We start from the raw sequence: 16,814 nt of genomic DNA on the forward strand, positions 1-16,814 counted from the left end.
GGGGTCCGGGGGGCAGACAGCCCCCCGGCCTCGCCATCAAAGCCGCCGCATCTGCGGGCGCCGCCAGCCCGCCGCCGGCTCGATCATCAATTCATGGATCGCCCAGACCAGCGCATCCAGCCGGTCGGGCGATCCGCGCCCCTCGAAGCCGCGCACCGTCATGCGGCACATCTGGTCCTCCAGCGCGCCCAGGCCGCGCAGATGCCGGACCCGCCCCTGCTCATAGAGCGCCGCCACCGGCTCGGCCCGCAGGCCCTTGCCGCGCCCGGCCCGCAAGGCGCGGAACGGCACCAGCGGATCCACCTGCCGGATCACGCTCTCGACCAGGTCGCCGCCCTGGTTCACCTCGGCCACCAGCCGCTCGGCGCCGTGGCGCTCCATCGCGGCGATCGCCGCGCGCGCCCAGTCCAGCGGCCCGCCCCGCACCGTCGCATCCTCCAGCACATAGGCCCGCCAGTCGCGCGGATCGCCCTCGGCCACGACGCCCGCGACCACGATCCCGCATTCGTCGCTGGCCTTGCCCGAAGTCACCGCCGGATCGACCGCGACCACGATGCGGCCCAGCCTCGGCGCCCGCTCGATGCGGCAGGCCTCCAGCGCGGCGGTGGTCCACAGCGCGCCCTCGACATCCTCCAGCAGCACGCCCTCCAGCTCCTGCCGGCCCAGCCGCGTGCCGCCATAACGCGCCTCGACCTCGGCCAGGAAGCTCTCGGCCAGCCAGGCCCGGTTCGCCTCGGTCGGGGCATGGGTCGTCACCGTGCTGGCATTGCCCAGGATCCGCTTCAGCACGCCCAGATTGCGCGGCGTGGTGGTGACGACCTGCTGCGGATGCTCGCCCAGGCGCAGCGCGAATTGCAGCATGTCCCAGACCTCCTCGGCCTTCTTCCACTTGGCCAGCTCGTCGGCCCAGGCCGCGTCAAATTGCGGGCCGCGCAGCGCCTCGGGCTCATGGGCGCTGTAGACCGTAGCCGTCGCGCCATTGGCCCAGACCAGCCGCCGCCGGCCGGCCTCCCAGACCGGCCGGCGGTCGGGCGGAGAGCAGGCCAGGATGCCGCTCTCGCCCATCACCATCACCTCGCGCGCCTGGTCGAAGGTCTCGCCGACCAGCGCGACGCGGCGGCAGCGGCCGGGCGCGGCGGCGGTCGGCCCCTCGACCATCCGCCGCACCCATTCCGACCCGGCACGGGTCTTGCCCGCGCCGCGCCCGCCCATGATGACCCAGCTCTTCCAGTCGCCCTCGGGGGGCAGCTGATGCGGCAGGGCCCAGAACTCGAACAGCCAGGGCAGCGACAGCAGCGCATTCTCGCCCAGCCCGCCCAGGAATTCCTCAACCTGCTGCGGCTCGGCGCAGGCAAGCCAGGCGGCGCCCGATCTCATCTCGTGCCGCGTCAAGGTCGAGGCTGCCTCCTCCGACCCCGCCGGCGATATCCTTGCGAAGTTTGTCAACCTTGTTCCTTTCCACCATCAGCAGGTGGACCGCCTCGCGGACGGTCCGGGCGGTCTCGACCGCCTTCTTCAGCCGGGCCGGATCGATCTCGCCCTTGCCGCGGGCCTCCAGATCGGCCTGGTGCAGGCGAAGATCGCGGATATAGGCCCAGAACAACCCCTCGGCGACCGCGACCGCCTCCTCGGGCAGGACCGGCGCATGGCCGTCCCGCCCCCCCTGCCCGGCCAGCCCGTCACTGGGCCGCCCCGGCACGAAGGGACCTTCGGGATCCCCGATCCCGCCCCATTCCATATCATTCATGCAAACCGTCCCGCCTCGTGTCCTGTCCGCACGAGCCGAGAAATGAAAAAGCGGCCCAAGGGGTTGCCCCCGGCCGCCTGCCCACTTCTCCCAGCATGGGTAATTTCTATCTAGGGGCGTTCGCAAAGTCAATCGCTAAACCAGGGCGCGAACCGTTCACCGCCCATTCACGAAGGAAAACAAAGCCTTGACGCGCGCAACACCCCAAGCGCACGCCGCGCAACAGCGCGCCTTTTCCCCGCCGCCAGCCAGGCGCAAGCCCCGAATCCGCCAGGCATCCGGGGCAAGCAACGGCGCGCGGCGCGCCTCAGCCCTTCTTCTTCGCCGAGGAGGATTTCGCCCGCGCCTCGGTGGCCGAGGCGATGGCATTGGCGGCCTCGTCCTGCATCTTCTGCGCGAAGCCCACCATCTGCGCGGCATAGGCTTCGGCCCAGTCGGCGAAATCGCCGCCCTGCATCTTCTTCGCGGCCTCGCGCATCTCCTCGCCCTTGGCCTTCATCTTCTCGAACTGCTCTTCCCAGGCCGCCTGCATGCTCTGCCACTGGTTGCGGACGTTTTCACCGGCCTCGTCGAAATAGCCGCGCATCTGCCGGTTGACCTCGTCCTGGCGCTGGATCGCGGCCTCCTGCCACTTGCGGACATTGGTCATCATCTCTTCGTTGCGCGCGTTCATGTCGCGCTGCCACTCGCTCGCGCGTTCCTCGAACATGCGGGCATTCTCGGCAAGGGTCGAAAACATGTCGGACAGTTTCATCGGCGTATCTCCTGACGAGGGGTCCGGGGCGCGCAGGGATGAAAACGAAAACGCCCCCCTGCCCGCAGCCTGCGGCAAGGGGGCGGTTCTTGTCAAACCCTGCGGCGGCCGGCGCTCAGCCGTCGCCCTGGACCGGGCTGTCGGCAGGCTCGCCCCGCTGGCGCTCGATCTCGCGCCAGCGCGCCACGGCGGCGTTATGCTCCTCCAGCGTGCGAGAGAAGGCATGACCCCCGGTCCCGTCCGCGACGAAGAAGATGTAATCCGTCGTGTCCGGGTTCAGCGCCGCCCGGATCGCGGCGCGGCCCGGATTGGCGATCGGCGTGGGCGGCAGCCCGTCGACGCGATAGGTGTTGTAGGGCGTCACCGCGTTCAGTTCCGACCGGCGCAACCCGCGGTCCAGGATCCCCTCGCCCCGCGTGATGCCATAGATCACCGTCGGGTCGGTCTCCAGCCGCATGCCGCGCTCCAGCCGGTTGACGAAGACGCTGGCCACCTGCGGCCGTTCCGCGGCGACGCCGGTTTCCTTCTCGACGATCGAGGCCATGATCAGCGCCTCCTCCGGCGTCTCGTAGGGCAGCCCGAAGGGCCGCGCCTCCCATTCCGCCTCCAGGATCGCCGCCTGGCGCCGCGCCATCTCGGCCAACAGCGCCGCGCGGTCGTCGCCGCGGTTCACCGCATAGGTATCCGGCGCCAGGCTGCCCTCGGCCGGAACCTCGCTCACCTCGCCCGACAGGAACTCGACCGCCTTCACCGCCTCGACCACCTGCCAGCTGGTGACGCCCTCGGCCATCAGCACCCGCAGCCGCGCATCGGCCTTTTCCTCGGCGGCGGCGATCTCGGCGGGCCGTTCCTCGGTGGCGGGATTGTAGCGGGCCATTTCCTCATAGGCGCCGGTACGGGAATTCATGTCGCGCAGCAGCACCGTGGTCTCGCGCACGCCCACCCGCAGGATCACCTCGGTGCCGCAGGTCGAAGGCCCGCCCGCCGTCACCACGCCGATGATCTCCTCCATGCTGGCGCCGGGCGGCACCAGGTAGCTGCCGAATTTCAGCTCATGGGCCTTGCCCAGGTAATCGGCCCCCGCCCGGAAGACATAGGCGTTCGAGATCGCCCCCTGATCCGCCAGCTGCTTGCTGACCGCGCTGAGGCTGGCCCCCGGCGCGACCTGCACGCATTGCGCGACCTCGGCCGGGCCCGGCCCCGAGAATTCCTTGCGCCCCCAGGCGATGGCCGCGGCCGCCACGACCAGCAGCACCAGCACCAGCGTCAGGAAGCTGGAGGCGATGTTGCGCCACATCAGCCGGCCACCCGTCCCAGGATCAGGCAGGCATTGGTGCCGCCGAAGCCGAAGCTGTTGGACAGCGCCACATCCACCTTGCGCCGCACGGCGGCATTGGCGGCCAGGTCCAGTTGCGGCTGGACCGCGGGATTGTCCAGGTTGATCGTCGGCGGGCAGATCTGGTCGCGGATCGCCAGGATGCAGAAGATCGCCTCGACCGCGCCCGCCGCGCCCAGAAGATGGCCGATGCTGGACTTGGTCGAGGACATCACGACATTCTTCGCATGATCGCCCAGCAGCCGCTCGACCGCGCCCAGCTCGATCGTGTCGGCCATGGTGCTGGTGCCGTGCGCGTTGATGTAATCGACCCGGTCAACCGTCAGATGGGCCGAGCGCAAGGCGTTCTCCATCGCGCGATAGCCGCCATCGCCATCCTCGTTGGGGGCGGTGATATGATAGGCGTCGCCCGACAGCCCATAGCCCAGCACCTCGGCATAGATCCTGGCGCCGCGCGCCTTCGCGTGCTCGTATTCCTCCAGCACGACGACACCCGCGCCCTCGCCCATGACGAAACCGTCGCGATCCTCGTCATAGGGGCGGCTGGCGGCGGCCGGATCGTTCCCGCGCTTGGTGGACAGCGCCTTGCAGGCGTTGAAGCCGGCGATGCCGATCTCGCTGATCGGGCTCTCGGCGCCGCCGGCGACCATCACGTCGGCATCGCCCAGCATGATCAGCCGCGCCGCATCGCCGATGGCATGGGCGCCGGTCGAACAGGCGGTGACGACGGCATGGTTCGGCCCCTTGAAGCCGAAGCGGATCGAGACCTGACCCGAGATCAGGTTGATCAGCGCGCCGGGAATGAAGAAGGGCGAAACCCGCTTCGGCCCGCGCTCCTTGATCAGCACGGCGGTCTCGGCGATCGAGGTCAGCCCGCCGATCCCCGATCCGATCATCACCCCGGTGCGCAGCCGGCTCTCCTCGTCCTCGGGCTCCCAGCCGGCATCCTTGACCGCCTGGACGGCCGCGGCCATGCCGTAGAGGATGAAGTCGTCGACCTTGCGCCGGTCCTTGGGCTCCATCCAGTCGTCGGGATTGAAGCTGCCGTCGCTGCCGTCGCCGAAGGGGATCTCGCAGGCATATTGCGTCACCACGTCCTTGGGATCGAAACGGGTGATCGGCCCGGCCCCGGATTGCCCGGCCAGAAGCCGCTCCCATGTCGTCTCGACGCCCGAGGCCAGAGGCGTAACCATCCCCAGACCGGTGACAACAACCCTGCGCATAGGCATATCCTTCAAGCCGTTTTTTGGTTCCGCCCTGATACAGGCTCCGCCCTGCCCACGCAACGCTGCGTCTGCAGCATGGCCCAAGCCGGGATCAAGTCGGGATCAAGCCTCCGCGACCGACAGGAAAAAGGGGGCTCGCCGCCCCCTCTTGGCCTGCGGCCAATTCACCCCCGCAGGTATTTGGAAGGAGCGCGAGGGGACAAGGCCCAGGCCCGATCCGACCCCTCGCACTCCTTGAAAATACCTTACGGGGGGTCCGGGGGGTGTAAAACCCCCCGGCGGTCGCGGGACGCAATGCCGCGGGTGCGGGGGGAGTCAGACCAGCCCTTCCGCCCGGAAATCGGCGCGGATGTCGCGTTCGGGGCGCGGGCCGACATGGCTGATCACCTCGGCCGCGGCGATGCAGCCCATCCGCCCCGCCACCGCCAGCGGCGCGCCGGTGGCCAGGCCGTAGATCAGCCCCGCCGCGAACTGGTCGCCCGCCCCGGTCGCGTCCACCGGCACGATCCGGTGCACCGGCGCCGTCACCCGCTCGCCCTCGCGGATCAGGATCGCGTCCTCGCCCGAGCGCGTGCAGATCACCGTCCCGCAATCGGCCACCGCCTGCGCCAGCGCTGCCTCCAGGTCCTCGGTCTGATAGAGCGAGGCCCATTCATGCACGTTGCCGATGACGTAATCCATCGGCCCGGCCACCAGCCGGCGGAAATCCTCGCGGTGGCGGTCCACGCAGAACGGGTCGGACAGCGCGATCCCCGCCTGCCCGCCCGCCGCGTGGCAGGCCTCGGCCGCCTTCAGGAAGGCCGCCTTCCCCTTCGGCTTGTCGAACAGATAGCCCTCTAGGAACAGCCAGCCCGCGCCCTGGAACACCGCCGGGTTGACGTCGTCGGGGCCCAGCTCGGCCGAGATGCCCAGATAGGTGTTCATCGAGCGTTCGCCGTCGGGCGTGACCAGGATGATGCTGCGCGAGGTCGGCAGCTGCTCGCCGCCGACCGGCGGATTGACGAAGACCGTGCCCGCCGCCTCGGTCTGCTCGGCATAGGACAGCCCCAGCGCGTCGTCGGCGACCCGGCCGATGAAGGCGGTCTTCAGCCCCAGCATCCCGATCCCCGCCAGCGTGTTGGCGACCGAGCCGCCGGGCACCAGCCGCGACTGCGCGCGCCCCGGCCCGTGATCGTCGGCCTGCGCCGCCATCAGGTATTCCGACCGCTCGCGCTCGATCAGCTGCATGATCCCCTTCTGCACGCCAAGCGCCTGGAGCCGCGCCTCGTCGGTGGGCGAGATCACGTCCATGACCGCATTGCCGATGCCGATCACATAGGGGGTGGTCATTCGGTCTTCTCCTCGTAGGGGCACAGGTCGTTGATGATGCAGACCCCGCAGCGCGGGCGCCGGGCCTGGCAGATATAGCGGCCATGCAGGATCAGCCAGTGATGGGCGTGGTTCTGGAAGCGGACCGGCACATTGTCCTCGATGGCGCGCTCGACCGCGTCCACGTCGCGGCCCGGCGCGATCCGGGTGCGGTTGCCGACGCGGAAGATATGCGTGTCCACGGCCTGGCTGGCATGGCCGAAGGCGCAGTTCAGCACCACATTGGCGGTCTTGCGGCCGACGCCGGGCAGGCTCATCAGCGCGGCCCGGCTGTCGGGCACCTCGCCGCCATATTCCTCGACCAGGATCCGCGACAGGGCGATCACGTTCTTCGCCTTCTGCCGGAAAAGCCCGATCGTCCTGATATGCTCGGTCACGCCCTCCAGCCCCAGATCCAGCATCTTCTGCGGCGTGTCGGCCACCGCGAACAGGCCCTTCGTGGCCTTGTTCACCCCGACATCGGTCGCCTGCGCCGACAGCGCCACCGCCACCACCAGCGTATAGGGATTGGTGAAGTTCAGCTCGGTCTCGGGCGCGGGATTGGCCTCGGCCAGCCGCGAGAAGATCGCGACCTGGCTGGCGAAGGGCAGTGCGGGGGGGATGGAACGGGCATTGGCCATGGAGCGCGTTTTGACCCCAAGGGCGGGGCAATGCAAGCTTCCGCCGATCGCGGGGCGCGGCGGCGGGGCGAAATCCGCCCATCGCCGGCCGATCACCCGCCCGTCGCCGGAATGTGACGCAAGTTCAGGCAATTCGGCCGATTCCGGCGCTTCCCTTTTCGACGGAACTGCGACAGCCTGACGCGCGTTGGACGGTGACGCCGGATTCCCCGCGGAACCGGACCCGTCCAGAGAATTGTCGAAGATCTTTCGCGGTGCATCCATGGCCCGCATCGAAACGAGGAAAGGGAGTCCCATGAACCTCCGCATGACCACCATCTTCGCCGCCTCGGGGCTGCTTGCGCTTGGCGCCTGCACCGATCCCTCGATGACCGGCGGCACGGGCACCGGCACCGGCATGAGCCGGACCCAGCAAGGCGCGCTGGCCGGCGCCGCCGTGGGCGCGGTGCTGGGCGCCACCCGCGACGACGACAGCAACAACCAGGGCCGCGACGCGGCGCGCGGGGCGATCCTCGGCGCGGCGGCGGGGGCGATCGCGGGCAACATCATGGACCGCCAGGCCCAGTCGCTGCAGCAGTCGATCACGAACCCCAATATCCGCATCGTCAATCACGGCGACTACCTGCAGGTGATCATGCCCGAGGGGATCCTCTTCGCCACCGATTCGGCCGCCGTCTCGGGCGTGGCGCAGAACGACCTCTACGCGGTCGCGCGCAACCTGAACCAGTATCCGAACAGCGTGGTCGAGGTGGTCGGCCATACCGACAATACCGGCAGCGCCGCCCATAACCGCGACCTGTCGCTGCGCCGCGCGCAATCGGTGGCGGGCATCCTGACGGCGGCGGGCGTGGCCTCGAACCGCGTGGCCACCACCGGCCGCGGCTTCGACCAGCCGATCGCCTCGAACGCCACAGCCGAGGGCCGCGCCCAGAATCGCCGGGTCGAGATCCTGATCCGCCCGATGCGCTGAGCCGCGACGCCAGAGACGATGAAGGGGCCGGGAGAAACTCCGGCCCCTTTGCCATTGCCCCCTCCGGCCCTGCGCGGGCGATGCGACCAGCCCCGCCGACGCCCCGGATGACGCAACGTCACGGACGAGTCGCGGGTTTCCGGGACTGGACAGAACCCCGCCGCCTGCTCACATGCGCGCTTTCGCAGGCAGGCCCGGCGGCGTCCCCCGAGCCCGGCCCGGCCATTGCACGGTCCGCGCCCTCTCCCTCGGATCGCTGCGCCTGCGGAATCGGCCGGATGGCAACTTCGGCTTCTTTCGTCCGCGAGAGCAGACGCATGGCGCGGCACGAAAGAGCCCCCGGCCGCAAGGCCGGGGGCATTTTCCACTGTCCCGTCGTTCTGCCCGTCCGGCGCGTGGCCGGCGGGTGATCAGTTCAGGCGACGCGCCACGTCTTCGATGGCGTCGTCGATCCCGGCCGAACGCTGCCCGGCCTTGACCTGCGCGGCCAGCAACTCGGCGGCGGCGGCCACGGCGGTCTGCACCGCACGGTCGCGCACTGCGCGCACCGCATCGGCCTCGGCGCTGGCGATCTGGTCCTCGGCGGCCTTCAGGCGGCGCGCGATCGAGGTCTCCAGCTCGGCCTTGGCCTTGGCGGCCTGCGCCTCGGCCTCGCGGCGGGCATTGGTCACGATGCCCTCGGCCTGGTCCTTCACCTCGCGCTGGCGGCGCTCGTAGCTGGCATAGATCTCCTGCGCCTCGCTGCGCAGGCGACGGGCCTCGTCCAGGTCCGAGCGGATGCCGTCGGCGCGCTTGTCCAGCAGCCTGCCGATGATCGCGGGGACCTTGAAATAGACAAGGATGCCCACGAAGACCAGGAAGGCGATGGTGACGATGAAGTCGGTGTTCCTCAGCGAGAAGAACGGCCCGCTGGCGGCGGCGGCCGGGCTGGCTGCCAGGGCCGCGATGGCGGTCGCGGTCAGTTTCCTCATTGCAGCGCCCCCTTCATGCGATTGTCGACGGCGGCATCCACGGCGCCCTGGTCGACGCTGCCGCCGAAGGTGGCGACCAGCTCGGCCGTGACCTCGCGGGCGACGGCGCGGGCATCGCCGATGGCGGATTCGCGGATCTCGCCGATGCGCTTTTCCGATTCGGCGGCGCGGGCGGCGATTTCGGCATCGGCATGGGCGATGGCGGCGTCCAGTTCCTTCTGGATCTCGGCGCGGTTGGCCGCGACGATCTTGCCGGCCTCGGCGCGGGCATCGGCCAGCGCCTTGTCATAGGCGGCCTCGGCCTCCTTCGCCTTCTGCTTGAATTCCTCGGCGGCCATCAGATCGCCGGTGATGGCGCCCTGGCGGTCCGAGATGACGGCGGCGATCCGGGGCAGCGCGATCTTCGACAGCACCCAGTACAGCACGGCCAGCGTGATGACGAGCCAGAAGATCTGGTTCCCGAAGGTGGTGATATCCAGCTGCGGCAGACCGACCGCCTCGGCCGCGCCATGCGCCGCGGCGTCACCATGCGCAGCCGCATCCGCGACGGCGTCTTCAGAATGTTCGACCGCGGTCGTGGCGGCCTCTTGCAACAGGCTGATCATGTCCTACCCCTTGGCCTTTCAGGTCACGAAGGGGTGGGACCTGCGCCCCACCCCGCCGCAAGGATGGCGAGGGATCAGACCGCGAACATCAGCAGAAGCGCGACGAGGAACGAGAAGATCCCCAGCGCTTCGGCGAAGGCCATGCCGATGAACAGCGTGGCGGTCTGACCGGCGGCGGCCGACGGGTTGCGCAGGGCACCGGCCAGGAAGTTGCCGGCGACGTTGCCCACACCGATGGCGGCCCCGCCCATGCCGATGGCGGTCAGGCCGACGCCGATGTACTGGCCCAGTTCTCCGATATTGCCTTCCATGATCATTCTCCTTGCGGTTGGAAGTTTTGGTATCTCGGGTGAATGCGGCGCGCCGGGCGCGCCGCTTGGTGCTGCGGCCCGTTGCCTCAGTGCGACGGGTGCAGCGCATCCTTCAGGTAGACGCAGGTCAGGATGGTGAACACATAGGCCTGGATGAAGGCCACCAGCAGCTCGAAGGCGAACATGCCGACCACCGCGATGATCGAGATCGGCGCGACGGCGGCGATGGCCGCGAAGCCCGCGAAGACCTTGATGACGGCGTGCCCGGCGATCATGTTGCCGGCAAGACGGATGGAGTGGCTGACCGGGCGCACGAAATAGCTGATGACCTCGATCACCGCCAGCACCGGCCGGATCGCCAGCGGCGCCGAGCGGACCCAGAACAGGTCCAGGAAATGCACGCCGTTCTTGATGAAGCCGATGGCGGTGACGGTGAAGAACACCGCGAAGGCCAGCACCCCGGTCACCGCGATATGCGAGGTGACGGTGAAGGATTTCGGCAGCAGGCCCAACAGGTTGCCGAACACGATGAACATGAACAGCGTCATGATGTGCGGGAAGTATTTCAGCCCGTCCTTGCCGGCGATGTCCTCGATCATCTTGTGGACCAGGCCATAGGCCAGTTCCGCCACCGACTGGCTGCGGTTCGGCACGATGCCGCGGCCACGGGTGCCCAGGACCAACAGCGCGACCGTCGCCAGCACGACCAGCGCCAGCCACAGCGTCACGTTGGTGGGCGTGAACCACCTGACGGGGCCATCGCCGAACAGCGGCGTGACCACGAACTGATCCATCGGGTGAAATTCAAGGCCGCCTTCGCTCGCCACGATCAATCCCTCTCGTCCATGTCCGGCGCCTTGCCGGATGCGTTCCCGTCCGGCGTGCCGCCGGTCCTTGCCAGCTCGGCCGCGGTGCGCATCATCGTCTTGATGCCGGCCGCGAAGCCGAGGAAGATGAACACGACCATCATCAGCGGCGCGGTGCCGAACAGATGGTCGAGCCCGTAGCCGATCACCAGGCCGATCCCCAGCCCCGCGACCAGCTCGATCACCATGCGCCAGGCCAGATGGGCCTTGTCATAGTCCGCCATCGGCCCGCGGGCCGATTGCTTGGGGGTCATCTGCGCCAGCCGCTGCTCCAGATCGCGCAGCCGGGCGGCGTCCGCCTCCCTGTCCGCGTCGTTCCGGGGCCCCTCGGCCATCTGTCACGCCCCCGTTATCGCTTGGCCGGGGGTTTAGGGGGATAAGCCCCCCGAGTCAAGCGACGCAGCGGCAGATGCAACCAGCTGAAATCGCTGCATATTCAAGTTTGGACGATTTCCGCCCCGCGCTTGCAATCCCGATCGCGCGGCGACATTATTCAACCGCCCGGTTGACCGTCCACGGCGGCCGATCCCGTTTCACCGACCCGAAAGAAGGCGCATGAGCATCCCGGACAGCGACCGGCCATCATCCGATCCGGCGGAACCCCGCGGGCTGGACCAGATCTTCGCGGCGCTGGCCGATCCGACCCGGCGGCGGGTGCTGTCGATGCTGCTGGAAGACGACATGGCGGTCAGCGACGTGGCCGCCCCCTTCCAGATGAGCCTGGCGGCGATCTCGAAGCATCTTTCGGTGCTTGCGGGCGCCGGGCTGATCCGGCAGGAACGGCGCGGCCGGATCACCTGGTGCAAGCTGGACCCGGACGGGATGCGCGCGGCCTCGGTCTGGATGCAGGGCTTCGGGCAGTTCGACCCGGTGGACCTGGACGATTTCGAGCGCTTCCTGGAAGCCGAGCTGAACGACTGGACGCAGGAGCGCGAGGAATGACCGACACCCGGCCCGACATCCTCTGCATCGGGGCGATGCTGTGGGACGTGATCGGCCGCGCGCCGCGCCGCATGGCGCAGGGCGCCGACGTGCCCGGCCGCATCCGCCACCTGCCGGGCGGGGTGGCGCTGAACGTGGCGGTCGCGCTGGCGCGCTGGGGGCTGCGCCCGGCGGTGCTGTCGGCGGTCGGCCGCGACCCGGAAGGCGACGCGCTGGTCGCCGAGGCGCGGCGGCTGGGCGCGCTGACCGACTGGCTGGCGCGCGATACCGGCCTGCCCACCGACTGCTACATGGGCATCGAGGACAGCGAGGGGCTGATCGCCGCCATCGCCGATGTCCACAGCCTCGAGGCGGCGGGCGAGGCGATCCTGGCGCCGCTTTCCGGGCCGCTGGACGGCTGGGCCGGGCCGGTGGTGCTGGACGGCAACCTGACCGAGGACCTGCTGGCCGCGATCGCCCGCGACCCGCGCCTTGCCCGCGCCGACCTGCGCATCGTGCCCGCCAGCCCCGGCAAGGCCGAGCGGCTGGAGCCGCTGATCGCCGCCCGGCGCGGCTGCTTCTATCTGAACCGGCTGGAGGCCGAGATCCTGGCCGGCCGCGCCTGCCCCGACGCTGGTGCCGCCGCCGAGGCCGTGGTGGCGCGCGGCGCCGCCCGCGTGCTGGTGACCGACGGCCCCAACCCGGTGGCCGAGGCGATCCTTGGCGGCCCGACCCTGCGCATCGCCCCGCCCGCCGTCACCCTGGCCCGCGTCACCGGGGCGGGCGACTGCTTCCTTGCCGCCCATCTGGCGGCCGAACTGAACCAGCAGCCGCGCGATGCGGCCCTGCGCCAGGCGGTCCAGGCCGCGGCCGCGCATGTTTCCGGAAAGGACGTCCCATGACCCATGATGCCCCGCTCAGCTTCTCGCCCGAGGTCGACACCGCGCGGCAGGCCGGCCAGCCAATCGTGGCGCTGGAATCGACGATCATCACCCACGGGATGCCCTTCCCGCAGAACCTGGAAATGGCCCGCCGCGTCGAGGCCACGATCCGCGACGCGGGCGCCGTGCCCGCGACCATCGCGGCGATGGGCGGCCGGATCCATGTCGGGCTGGCCGACGACGCCCTGCAGGCGCTGGCGCAGACCCCGCCGGAACAGGCGATGAAACTGTCGCGCGCCGACCTGGCCGTCTGCCTGGCGCAGGGCCGGACCGGGGCGACCACGGTGGCCGCGACGATGATCTGCGCCCACCTGGCCGGCATCCGCGTCTTCGCCACCGGCGGCATCGGCGGCGTGCATCGCGGGGCCGAGACCAGCTTCGACATCTCGGCCGATCTGCAGGAACTGGCCCGGACCCCGGTGACGGTGGTGGCGGCGGGCGCCAAGGCGATCCTGGACCTGCCCAAGACATGGGAGGTGCTGGAGACGCTCGGCGTGCCGGTCATCGCCTATGGCCAGGACGAGCTGCCCGCCTTCTGGTCGCGCGACTCGGGCATCGCCGCGCCCTTGCGCATGGACAGCCCGGCCCAGATCGCCGCCGCCGCCGCGATGCGCGCCCGGCTGGGCGTGAGCGGCGGGCAGCTGGTCGCCAACCCGATCCCGCCCGAGGCCGAGATCCCCCGCGCCGAGATCACCCCGGTGATCGAGCAGGCGCTGGCCGAGGCCGAGGCGCAGGGCATCGCCGCCAAATCCGTGACCCCCTTCCTGCTGCAGCGCATCTTTCAGCTGACCGGGGGCCGCTCGCTTGAATCGAATATCGCGCTGGTGCTGAACAATGCCCGGCTGGCCGCCGCGATCTCCGTCGCCATGACCCAGGCCTAGGCGGCCTATTGCGGCGCGCGGTCGGGAAACAGCGCGCCCAGGTCGAGGCTGTCGCGCTCGTTCAGCGCATCGGCATGGTCGTTCAGGAAGGCGTCGGCGGCCTCTTGCCCGGCCTCGCGCATCCGCGCCAGAAGGCCCGGCCCCGGCATGACCTTGCTGCGGGCATTGAGGTCGTTCATCAGCTTGTCGTCCAGGATCATGTGAACCAGCACGTTCTTCATCGCCCGGTTGCTCAGCCGGTTCTCGGCGAACAGTTCCTTGACGAAATGGATCGCGCGCAGCTGCGACATCAGCGAGCTGTTGAAGCTGATCTCGTTCACCCGGTCCTGGATGTCGGCGGGCGTGCGCGGCACGCTGTCGCGCAGCAGCGGGTTGATGTTCACGATCACCACGTCGCGCGGCAGATGCGGGCGATACAGCGGGAACAGCGCCGGATTGCCGGTATAGCCGCCATCCCAATAGGATTCGACCTGGCCGCTGGCCGGGTCCGGGATCTCGATGGCGCGGAACAGCGTCGGCAGGCAGGCCGAGGCCAGCACCGCCTCCACCGACGCCTCGGCCCCGGTGAAGACCCGGATCCGGCCGGTGCGCACGCAGGTCGCGGCCACATGCAGTTCCGGCCCGCGGTCGTTGCTGAAATCGGCATGGGGCAGGTCGCGCAGGACCGCGTCCAGCGGATTGACGTAGAACGGCCCGTAATCATAGGGGCTGAAGACCCGCGTCAGCCCGTCCAGCCAGGCGGCGGGGGTGAACATCTCGGCCAGCCGGTGCAGCCCGCGCGGCATCGGCATCAGCGAATGCATCCAGCGGATCACGCGGTTGTCGCTCATCTGGCCGACCTGCTTCCACATGCAGTCCAGGTTCTCGCGCGCGGCGCGGCGCCCGGCGCGGCCCGGCTTGCGCGACAGCCCGGCCTTCAGCGCCGCCCCGTTCAGCGCCCCGGCCGAGGTGCCGCTGATCGCCGCGACATGCAGCCAGTCCTCGTCCAGCAGCCGGTCCAGAACGCCCCAGGAAAATGCGCCATGCGCGCCGCCGCCCTGCAGGGCCAGATTGATGCTCTTGTCCTTCATCGCCCGTCCCGTTCGCCCGTCGGATCATAGTAACGCCGCATCGCAGCATCGCAAGACCCCGGCCGCGCCGGATCACGCAGCGTCCAGAACCCCGCTGCGGCGCAGCATCCGTTCCAGCAGCTCGACCCTGTTGCGCGCGCCCCGGTCGGGGTCGGGATTGCTTGCGAAGCGATGCCACAGCCGGGCGGCCTGCAATGCCTCGACGAAATCGAACAGGCCGGAGCTGGCCGAGGGAACGCCGCCATAGGCTTCCAGAAACACCCGCCGGTCGGTGGCGGCATCGTCGGGCCAGGACCGCCCGCCGATCGCGGCCAGACCGCGAAACATCTCGGCCCCGATCAGGAAACGCGCCAGGTCGAAACCGGCATAGCCCATGCGGCGCGACACCGGATCGAAGGCGATGATCCGGCCGCCGCTGTCGAACAGGTTGTGCAGCTGGAAATCGGTATGCAGCAGCGCCCGCCTGCCGCGGCGCGACCGCAGGCTGCGGCGCCAGTCCTCAAGCCGCCGCCGGACCGTTTCATGGCCGGGACAGGGTTGCGGCGGCAGCAGTTGCGGGCGCTCGATGATCTCGTCGCGGCGGCGCCAGCGCTCGGCGGTGCGGTCGTGCAGGCCGCGCAGCCAGCGGGCGGCGCCGGCGATCGCCTGCAGGCGGTCCGCATCCTGCATCCGCCGCAGCAGATGCGGCGCGGCGATCCATTCCATGACGTAGAAGCCGGCATCGGGCGCCAGCCACAGCGGCGCGACGCAATCCGGCATGGCCTTGCGCAGATGCCCCAGCGCCTCGAATTGCAGCCGGTTCCGCTGGGGATCGGCGTTGCATTTCACCGCCAGCCGACGCCCGGTCCCGTGCTGGGTGGCGCAGAACACCCGGTCCAGCCCCATGCCGGTGCGGTTGCGATAGACGCAGCGCAATGCCCAGGCCCCGGACCCGTCCGAGATCCGCCGCAATGCCGCGCCGATCCCGGCGGCAAGTTCGTCCTCAGAATTCATCGCGACAGGTTAGTCGGCGAAACCCGCGGCATGAAAGCGAAAAATCGCCCGCCCTTGCCCGCCGAGACAGTGAAGGGACGCGGCCGCTCAGCCCTCGGACTGCGCCTCGGCGCGGCTTTTCCCGGCCACGTCCATGGCCAGCGTCGCCGCCATGAAGGCGTCCAGGTCGCCGTCCAGCACGCCCTGGGTGTCGCTGGTCTCCTCGCCGGTGCGCAGGTCCTTCACCATCTGGTAGGGATGCAGCACATAGGAGCGGATCTGGTTGCCCCAGCCGGCATCGCCCTTGGCGTCGTGCTGGGCCTGGATGCTTTCGGTGCGCCGGCGCAGCTCCATCTCATACAGGCGCGACTTCAGCGCCGCCATGGCATTGGCGCGGTTCTGGTGCTGCGACTTTTCCGAACTGGTGACGACGATGCCGGTCGGCAGGTGGGTGATCCGCACCGCCGAATCGGTGGTGTTGACATGCTGGCCCCCCGCACCCGAGGAGCGATAGGTGTCGATGCGGATCTCGTTGTCGGGCACCGTGATCTCGATATTGTCGTCCACCACCGGATAGACCCAGACGCTGGAAAAGCTGGTATGGCGCCGCGCGGCGCTGTCATAGGGGCTGATGCGGACCAGCCGGTGCACGCCCGATTCCGACTTCAGCCAGCCATAGGCATTGTGGCCGCTGATCTTGTAGGCGGCGCTGCGGATGCCGGCCTCGTCGCCGGCGCTCTCGCTGATCAGCTCGACCTCATAGCCCTTCTTCTCGGCCCAGCGCACATACATCCGCGCCAGCATCGCCGCCCAGTCGCAGCTTTCGGTGCCGCCCGCGCCGGCGTTGATCTCCAGGAAGGTGTCGTTGGCATCCGCCTCGCCGTTCAGCAGCGCCTCCAGCTCCTTCTGCGCGGCCAGTTCGGCCAGCGCCTTCAGGTTCGCCTCGGCTTCAGCGACCAGCTCGGCGTCGCCCTCCTCCTCGGCCAGCTCGACCATCTCGGCATTGGCCGACAGGTCGGTATCGATGCGCCGATAGGTCTCGATCGCGTCCGACAGGGCCTGGCGCTCGCGCATCAGCTTCTGGGCGCGGGCCGGGTCGGACCACAAATCGCCCGCCTCGATCATCGCGTTCATCTCTTCCAGGCGATGCGGCGCGGTCTGCCAGTCCATCCGCTGCCCCAGCAGGCTCAGCGATTTGCGGATGGCCTCGATGGTGGACTGCGTCTCGGCGCGCATGGGCGGTTCCTTCGGCTTG

At 69.6% G+C, this 16,814-nt stretch carries 19 protein-coding genes; 4 read left to right on the top strand and 15 right to left on the bottom strand.

Translation table 11 applies throughout. From position 1 onward, the window contains the following. Positions 1 to 36 precede the first annotated feature (36 nt). The 7 genes from C9E82_RS14375 to nth form a co-directional block, all read right to left on the bottom strand. Positions 37 to 1,377, bottom strand: a complete 1,341-nt coding sequence (locus tag C9E82_RS14375; protein ID WP_119901238.1) for a DNA-packaging protein — start codon at positions 1,375 to 1,377, stop codon at positions 37 to 39. Continuing rightward, complete coding sequence (locus tag C9E82_RS14380; protein WP_122449311.1) at positions 1,328 to 1,747, bottom strand: permease; 420 nt, start codon at positions 1,745 to 1,747, stop codon at positions 1,328 to 1,330. The genes C9E82_RS14375 and C9E82_RS14380 overlap by 50 nt, the downstream gene beginning before the upstream one ends. 307 nt (positions 1,748 to 2,054) lie before the next feature. After that, positions 2,055 to 2,501 (bottom strand): hypothetical protein, encoded by a 447-nt coding sequence (locus C9E82_RS14385; RefSeq protein WP_119901180.1) that lies wholly within the window; start codon positions 2,499 to 2,501, stop codon positions 2,055 to 2,057. 115 nt (positions 2,502 to 2,616) lie between these two features. Next, positions 2,617 to 3,798 (bottom strand): endolytic transglycosylase MltG, encoded by a 1,182-nt coding sequence (mltG, locus tag C9E82_RS14390; protein ID WP_119901179.1) that lies wholly within the window; start codon positions 3,796 to 3,798, stop codon positions 2,617 to 2,619. Further along, on the bottom strand, positions 3,798 to 5,060 hold the full coding sequence (gene fabF / locus C9E82_RS14395; RefSeq protein WP_119901178.1) for a beta-ketoacyl-ACP synthase II: 1,263 nt from the start codon (positions 5,058 to 5,060) through the stop codon (positions 3,798 to 3,800). The genes mltG and fabF overlap by 1 nt, the downstream gene beginning before the upstream one ends. A 318-nt stretch (positions 5,061 to 5,378) precedes the next feature. Continuing rightward, complete coding sequence (locus tag C9E82_RS14400) at positions 5,379 to 6,392, bottom strand: adenosine kinase (protein ID WP_119896844.1); 1,014 nt, start codon at positions 6,390 to 6,392, stop codon at positions 5,379 to 5,381. Beyond that, positions 6,389 to 7,051: an endonuclease III gene (nth, locus tag C9E82_RS14405; RefSeq protein ID WP_119896845.1), complete on the bottom strand. Its 663-nt coding sequence runs from the start codon at positions 7,049 to 7,051 to the stop codon at positions 6,389 to 6,391. Before nth ends, C9E82_RS14400 begins: the two co-directional genes overlap by 4 nt. 307 nt (positions 7,052 to 7,358) lie before the next feature. Between nth and C9E82_RS14410 the strand changes: the two genes are divergently transcribed. Then, the gene (locus C9E82_RS14410; RefSeq protein ID WP_244936031.1) at positions 7,359 to 8,021 is read left to right on the top strand and encodes an OmpA family protein; all 663 of its coding nucleotides are present in this window, start codon (positions 7,359 to 7,361) and stop codon (positions 8,019 to 8,021) included. A gap of 410 nt (positions 8,022 to 8,431) precedes the next feature. Here the strand turns inward: C9E82_RS14410 and C9E82_RS14415 are convergent, their stop codons facing one another. The 5 genes from C9E82_RS14415 to C9E82_RS14435 form a co-directional block, all read right to left on the bottom strand. Beyond that, positions 8,432 to 8,992 carry a F0F1 ATP synthase subunit B gene (locus C9E82_RS14415; RefSeq protein WP_119896847.1) on the bottom strand — a complete coding sequence of 187 codons (561 nt, stop codon included), beginning with the start codon at positions 8,990 to 8,992 and terminating at the stop codon, positions 8,432 to 8,434. Beyond that, on the bottom strand, positions 8,989 to 9,597 hold the full coding sequence (locus C9E82_RS14420) for a F0F1 ATP synthase subunit B' (RefSeq protein WP_119896848.1): 609 nt from the start codon (positions 9,595 to 9,597) through the stop codon (positions 8,989 to 8,991). Before C9E82_RS14420 ends, C9E82_RS14415 begins: the two co-directional genes overlap by 4 nt. Positions 9,598 to 9,671: 74 nt before the next feature. After that, positions 9,672 to 9,908 (bottom strand): F0F1 ATP synthase subunit C, encoded by a 237-nt coding sequence (locus tag C9E82_RS14425; RefSeq protein ID WP_090611015.1) that lies wholly within the window; start codon positions 9,906 to 9,908, stop codon positions 9,672 to 9,674. An 86-nt stretch (positions 9,909 to 9,994) separates the two neighbouring features. Next, entirely contained in the window at positions 9,995 to 10,702 is a 708-nt protein-coding gene (locus tag C9E82_RS14430) for a F0F1 ATP synthase subunit A (protein WP_119896902.1), read from the bottom strand. Between the two features lie 35 nt (positions 10,703 to 10,737). Beyond that, positions 10,738 to 11,109, bottom strand: coding sequence for an AtpZ/AtpI family protein (locus C9E82_RS14435; protein WP_119896849.1), 372 nt, complete (start codon positions 11,107 to 11,109; stop codon positions 10,738 to 10,740). Positions 11,110 to 11,329: 220 nt separating this feature from the next. Between C9E82_RS14435 and C9E82_RS14440 the strand changes: the two genes are divergently transcribed. The 3 genes from C9E82_RS14440 to C9E82_RS14450 are packed head-to-tail and all read left to right on the top strand — an operon-like array spanning position 11,330 to position 13,517. Beyond that, positions 11,330 to 11,716 (top strand): ArsR/SmtB family transcription factor, encoded by a 387-nt coding sequence (locus C9E82_RS14440; protein WP_119896850.1) that lies wholly within the window; start codon positions 11,330 to 11,332, stop codon positions 11,714 to 11,716. After that, positions 11,713 to 12,597: a PfkB family carbohydrate kinase gene (locus C9E82_RS14445; protein WP_119896851.1), complete on the top strand. Its 885-nt coding sequence runs from the start codon at positions 11,713 to 11,715 to the stop codon at positions 12,595 to 12,597. The genes C9E82_RS14440 and C9E82_RS14445 overlap by 4 nt, the downstream gene beginning before the upstream one ends. Beyond that, a complete protein-coding gene (locus C9E82_RS14450) occupies positions 12,594 to 13,517 on the top strand; it encodes a pseudouridine-5'-phosphate glycosidase (RefSeq protein ID WP_119896852.1) in 924 nt (307 codons plus the stop codon). Before C9E82_RS14445 ends, C9E82_RS14450 begins: the two co-directional genes overlap by 4 nt. A 5-nt stretch (positions 13,518 to 13,522) precedes the next feature. Here C9E82_RS14450 and C9E82_RS14455 read toward each other — a convergent pair whose 3' ends face one another. The 3 genes from C9E82_RS14455 to prfB form a co-directional block, all read right to left on the bottom strand. Continuing rightward, on the bottom strand, positions 13,523 to 14,587 hold the full coding sequence (locus C9E82_RS14455; RefSeq protein WP_119896853.1) for a patatin-like phospholipase family protein: 1,065 nt from the start codon (positions 14,585 to 14,587) through the stop codon (positions 13,523 to 13,525). 72 nt (positions 14,588 to 14,659) lie between these two features. Then, entirely contained in the window at positions 14,660 to 15,580 is a 921-nt protein-coding gene (locus C9E82_RS14460) for a phosphotransferase (RefSeq protein WP_119896854.1), read from the bottom strand. An 87-nt stretch (positions 15,581 to 15,667) separates the two neighbouring features. After that, positions 15,668 to 16,795, bottom strand: coding sequence for a peptide chain release factor 2 (gene prfB / locus C9E82_RS14465; RefSeq protein ID WP_119896855.1), 1,128 nt, complete (start codon positions 16,793 to 16,795; stop codon positions 15,668 to 15,670). Positions 16,796 to 16,814 lie beyond the last annotated feature (19 nt).

The sequence above is a fragment of the Paracoccus sigandri genome (assembly GCF_003709565.1).
Taxonomy (GTDB): domain Bacteria; phylum Pseudomonadota; class Alphaproteobacteria; order Rhodobacterales; family Rhodobacteraceae; genus Paracoccus; species Paracoccus siganidrum.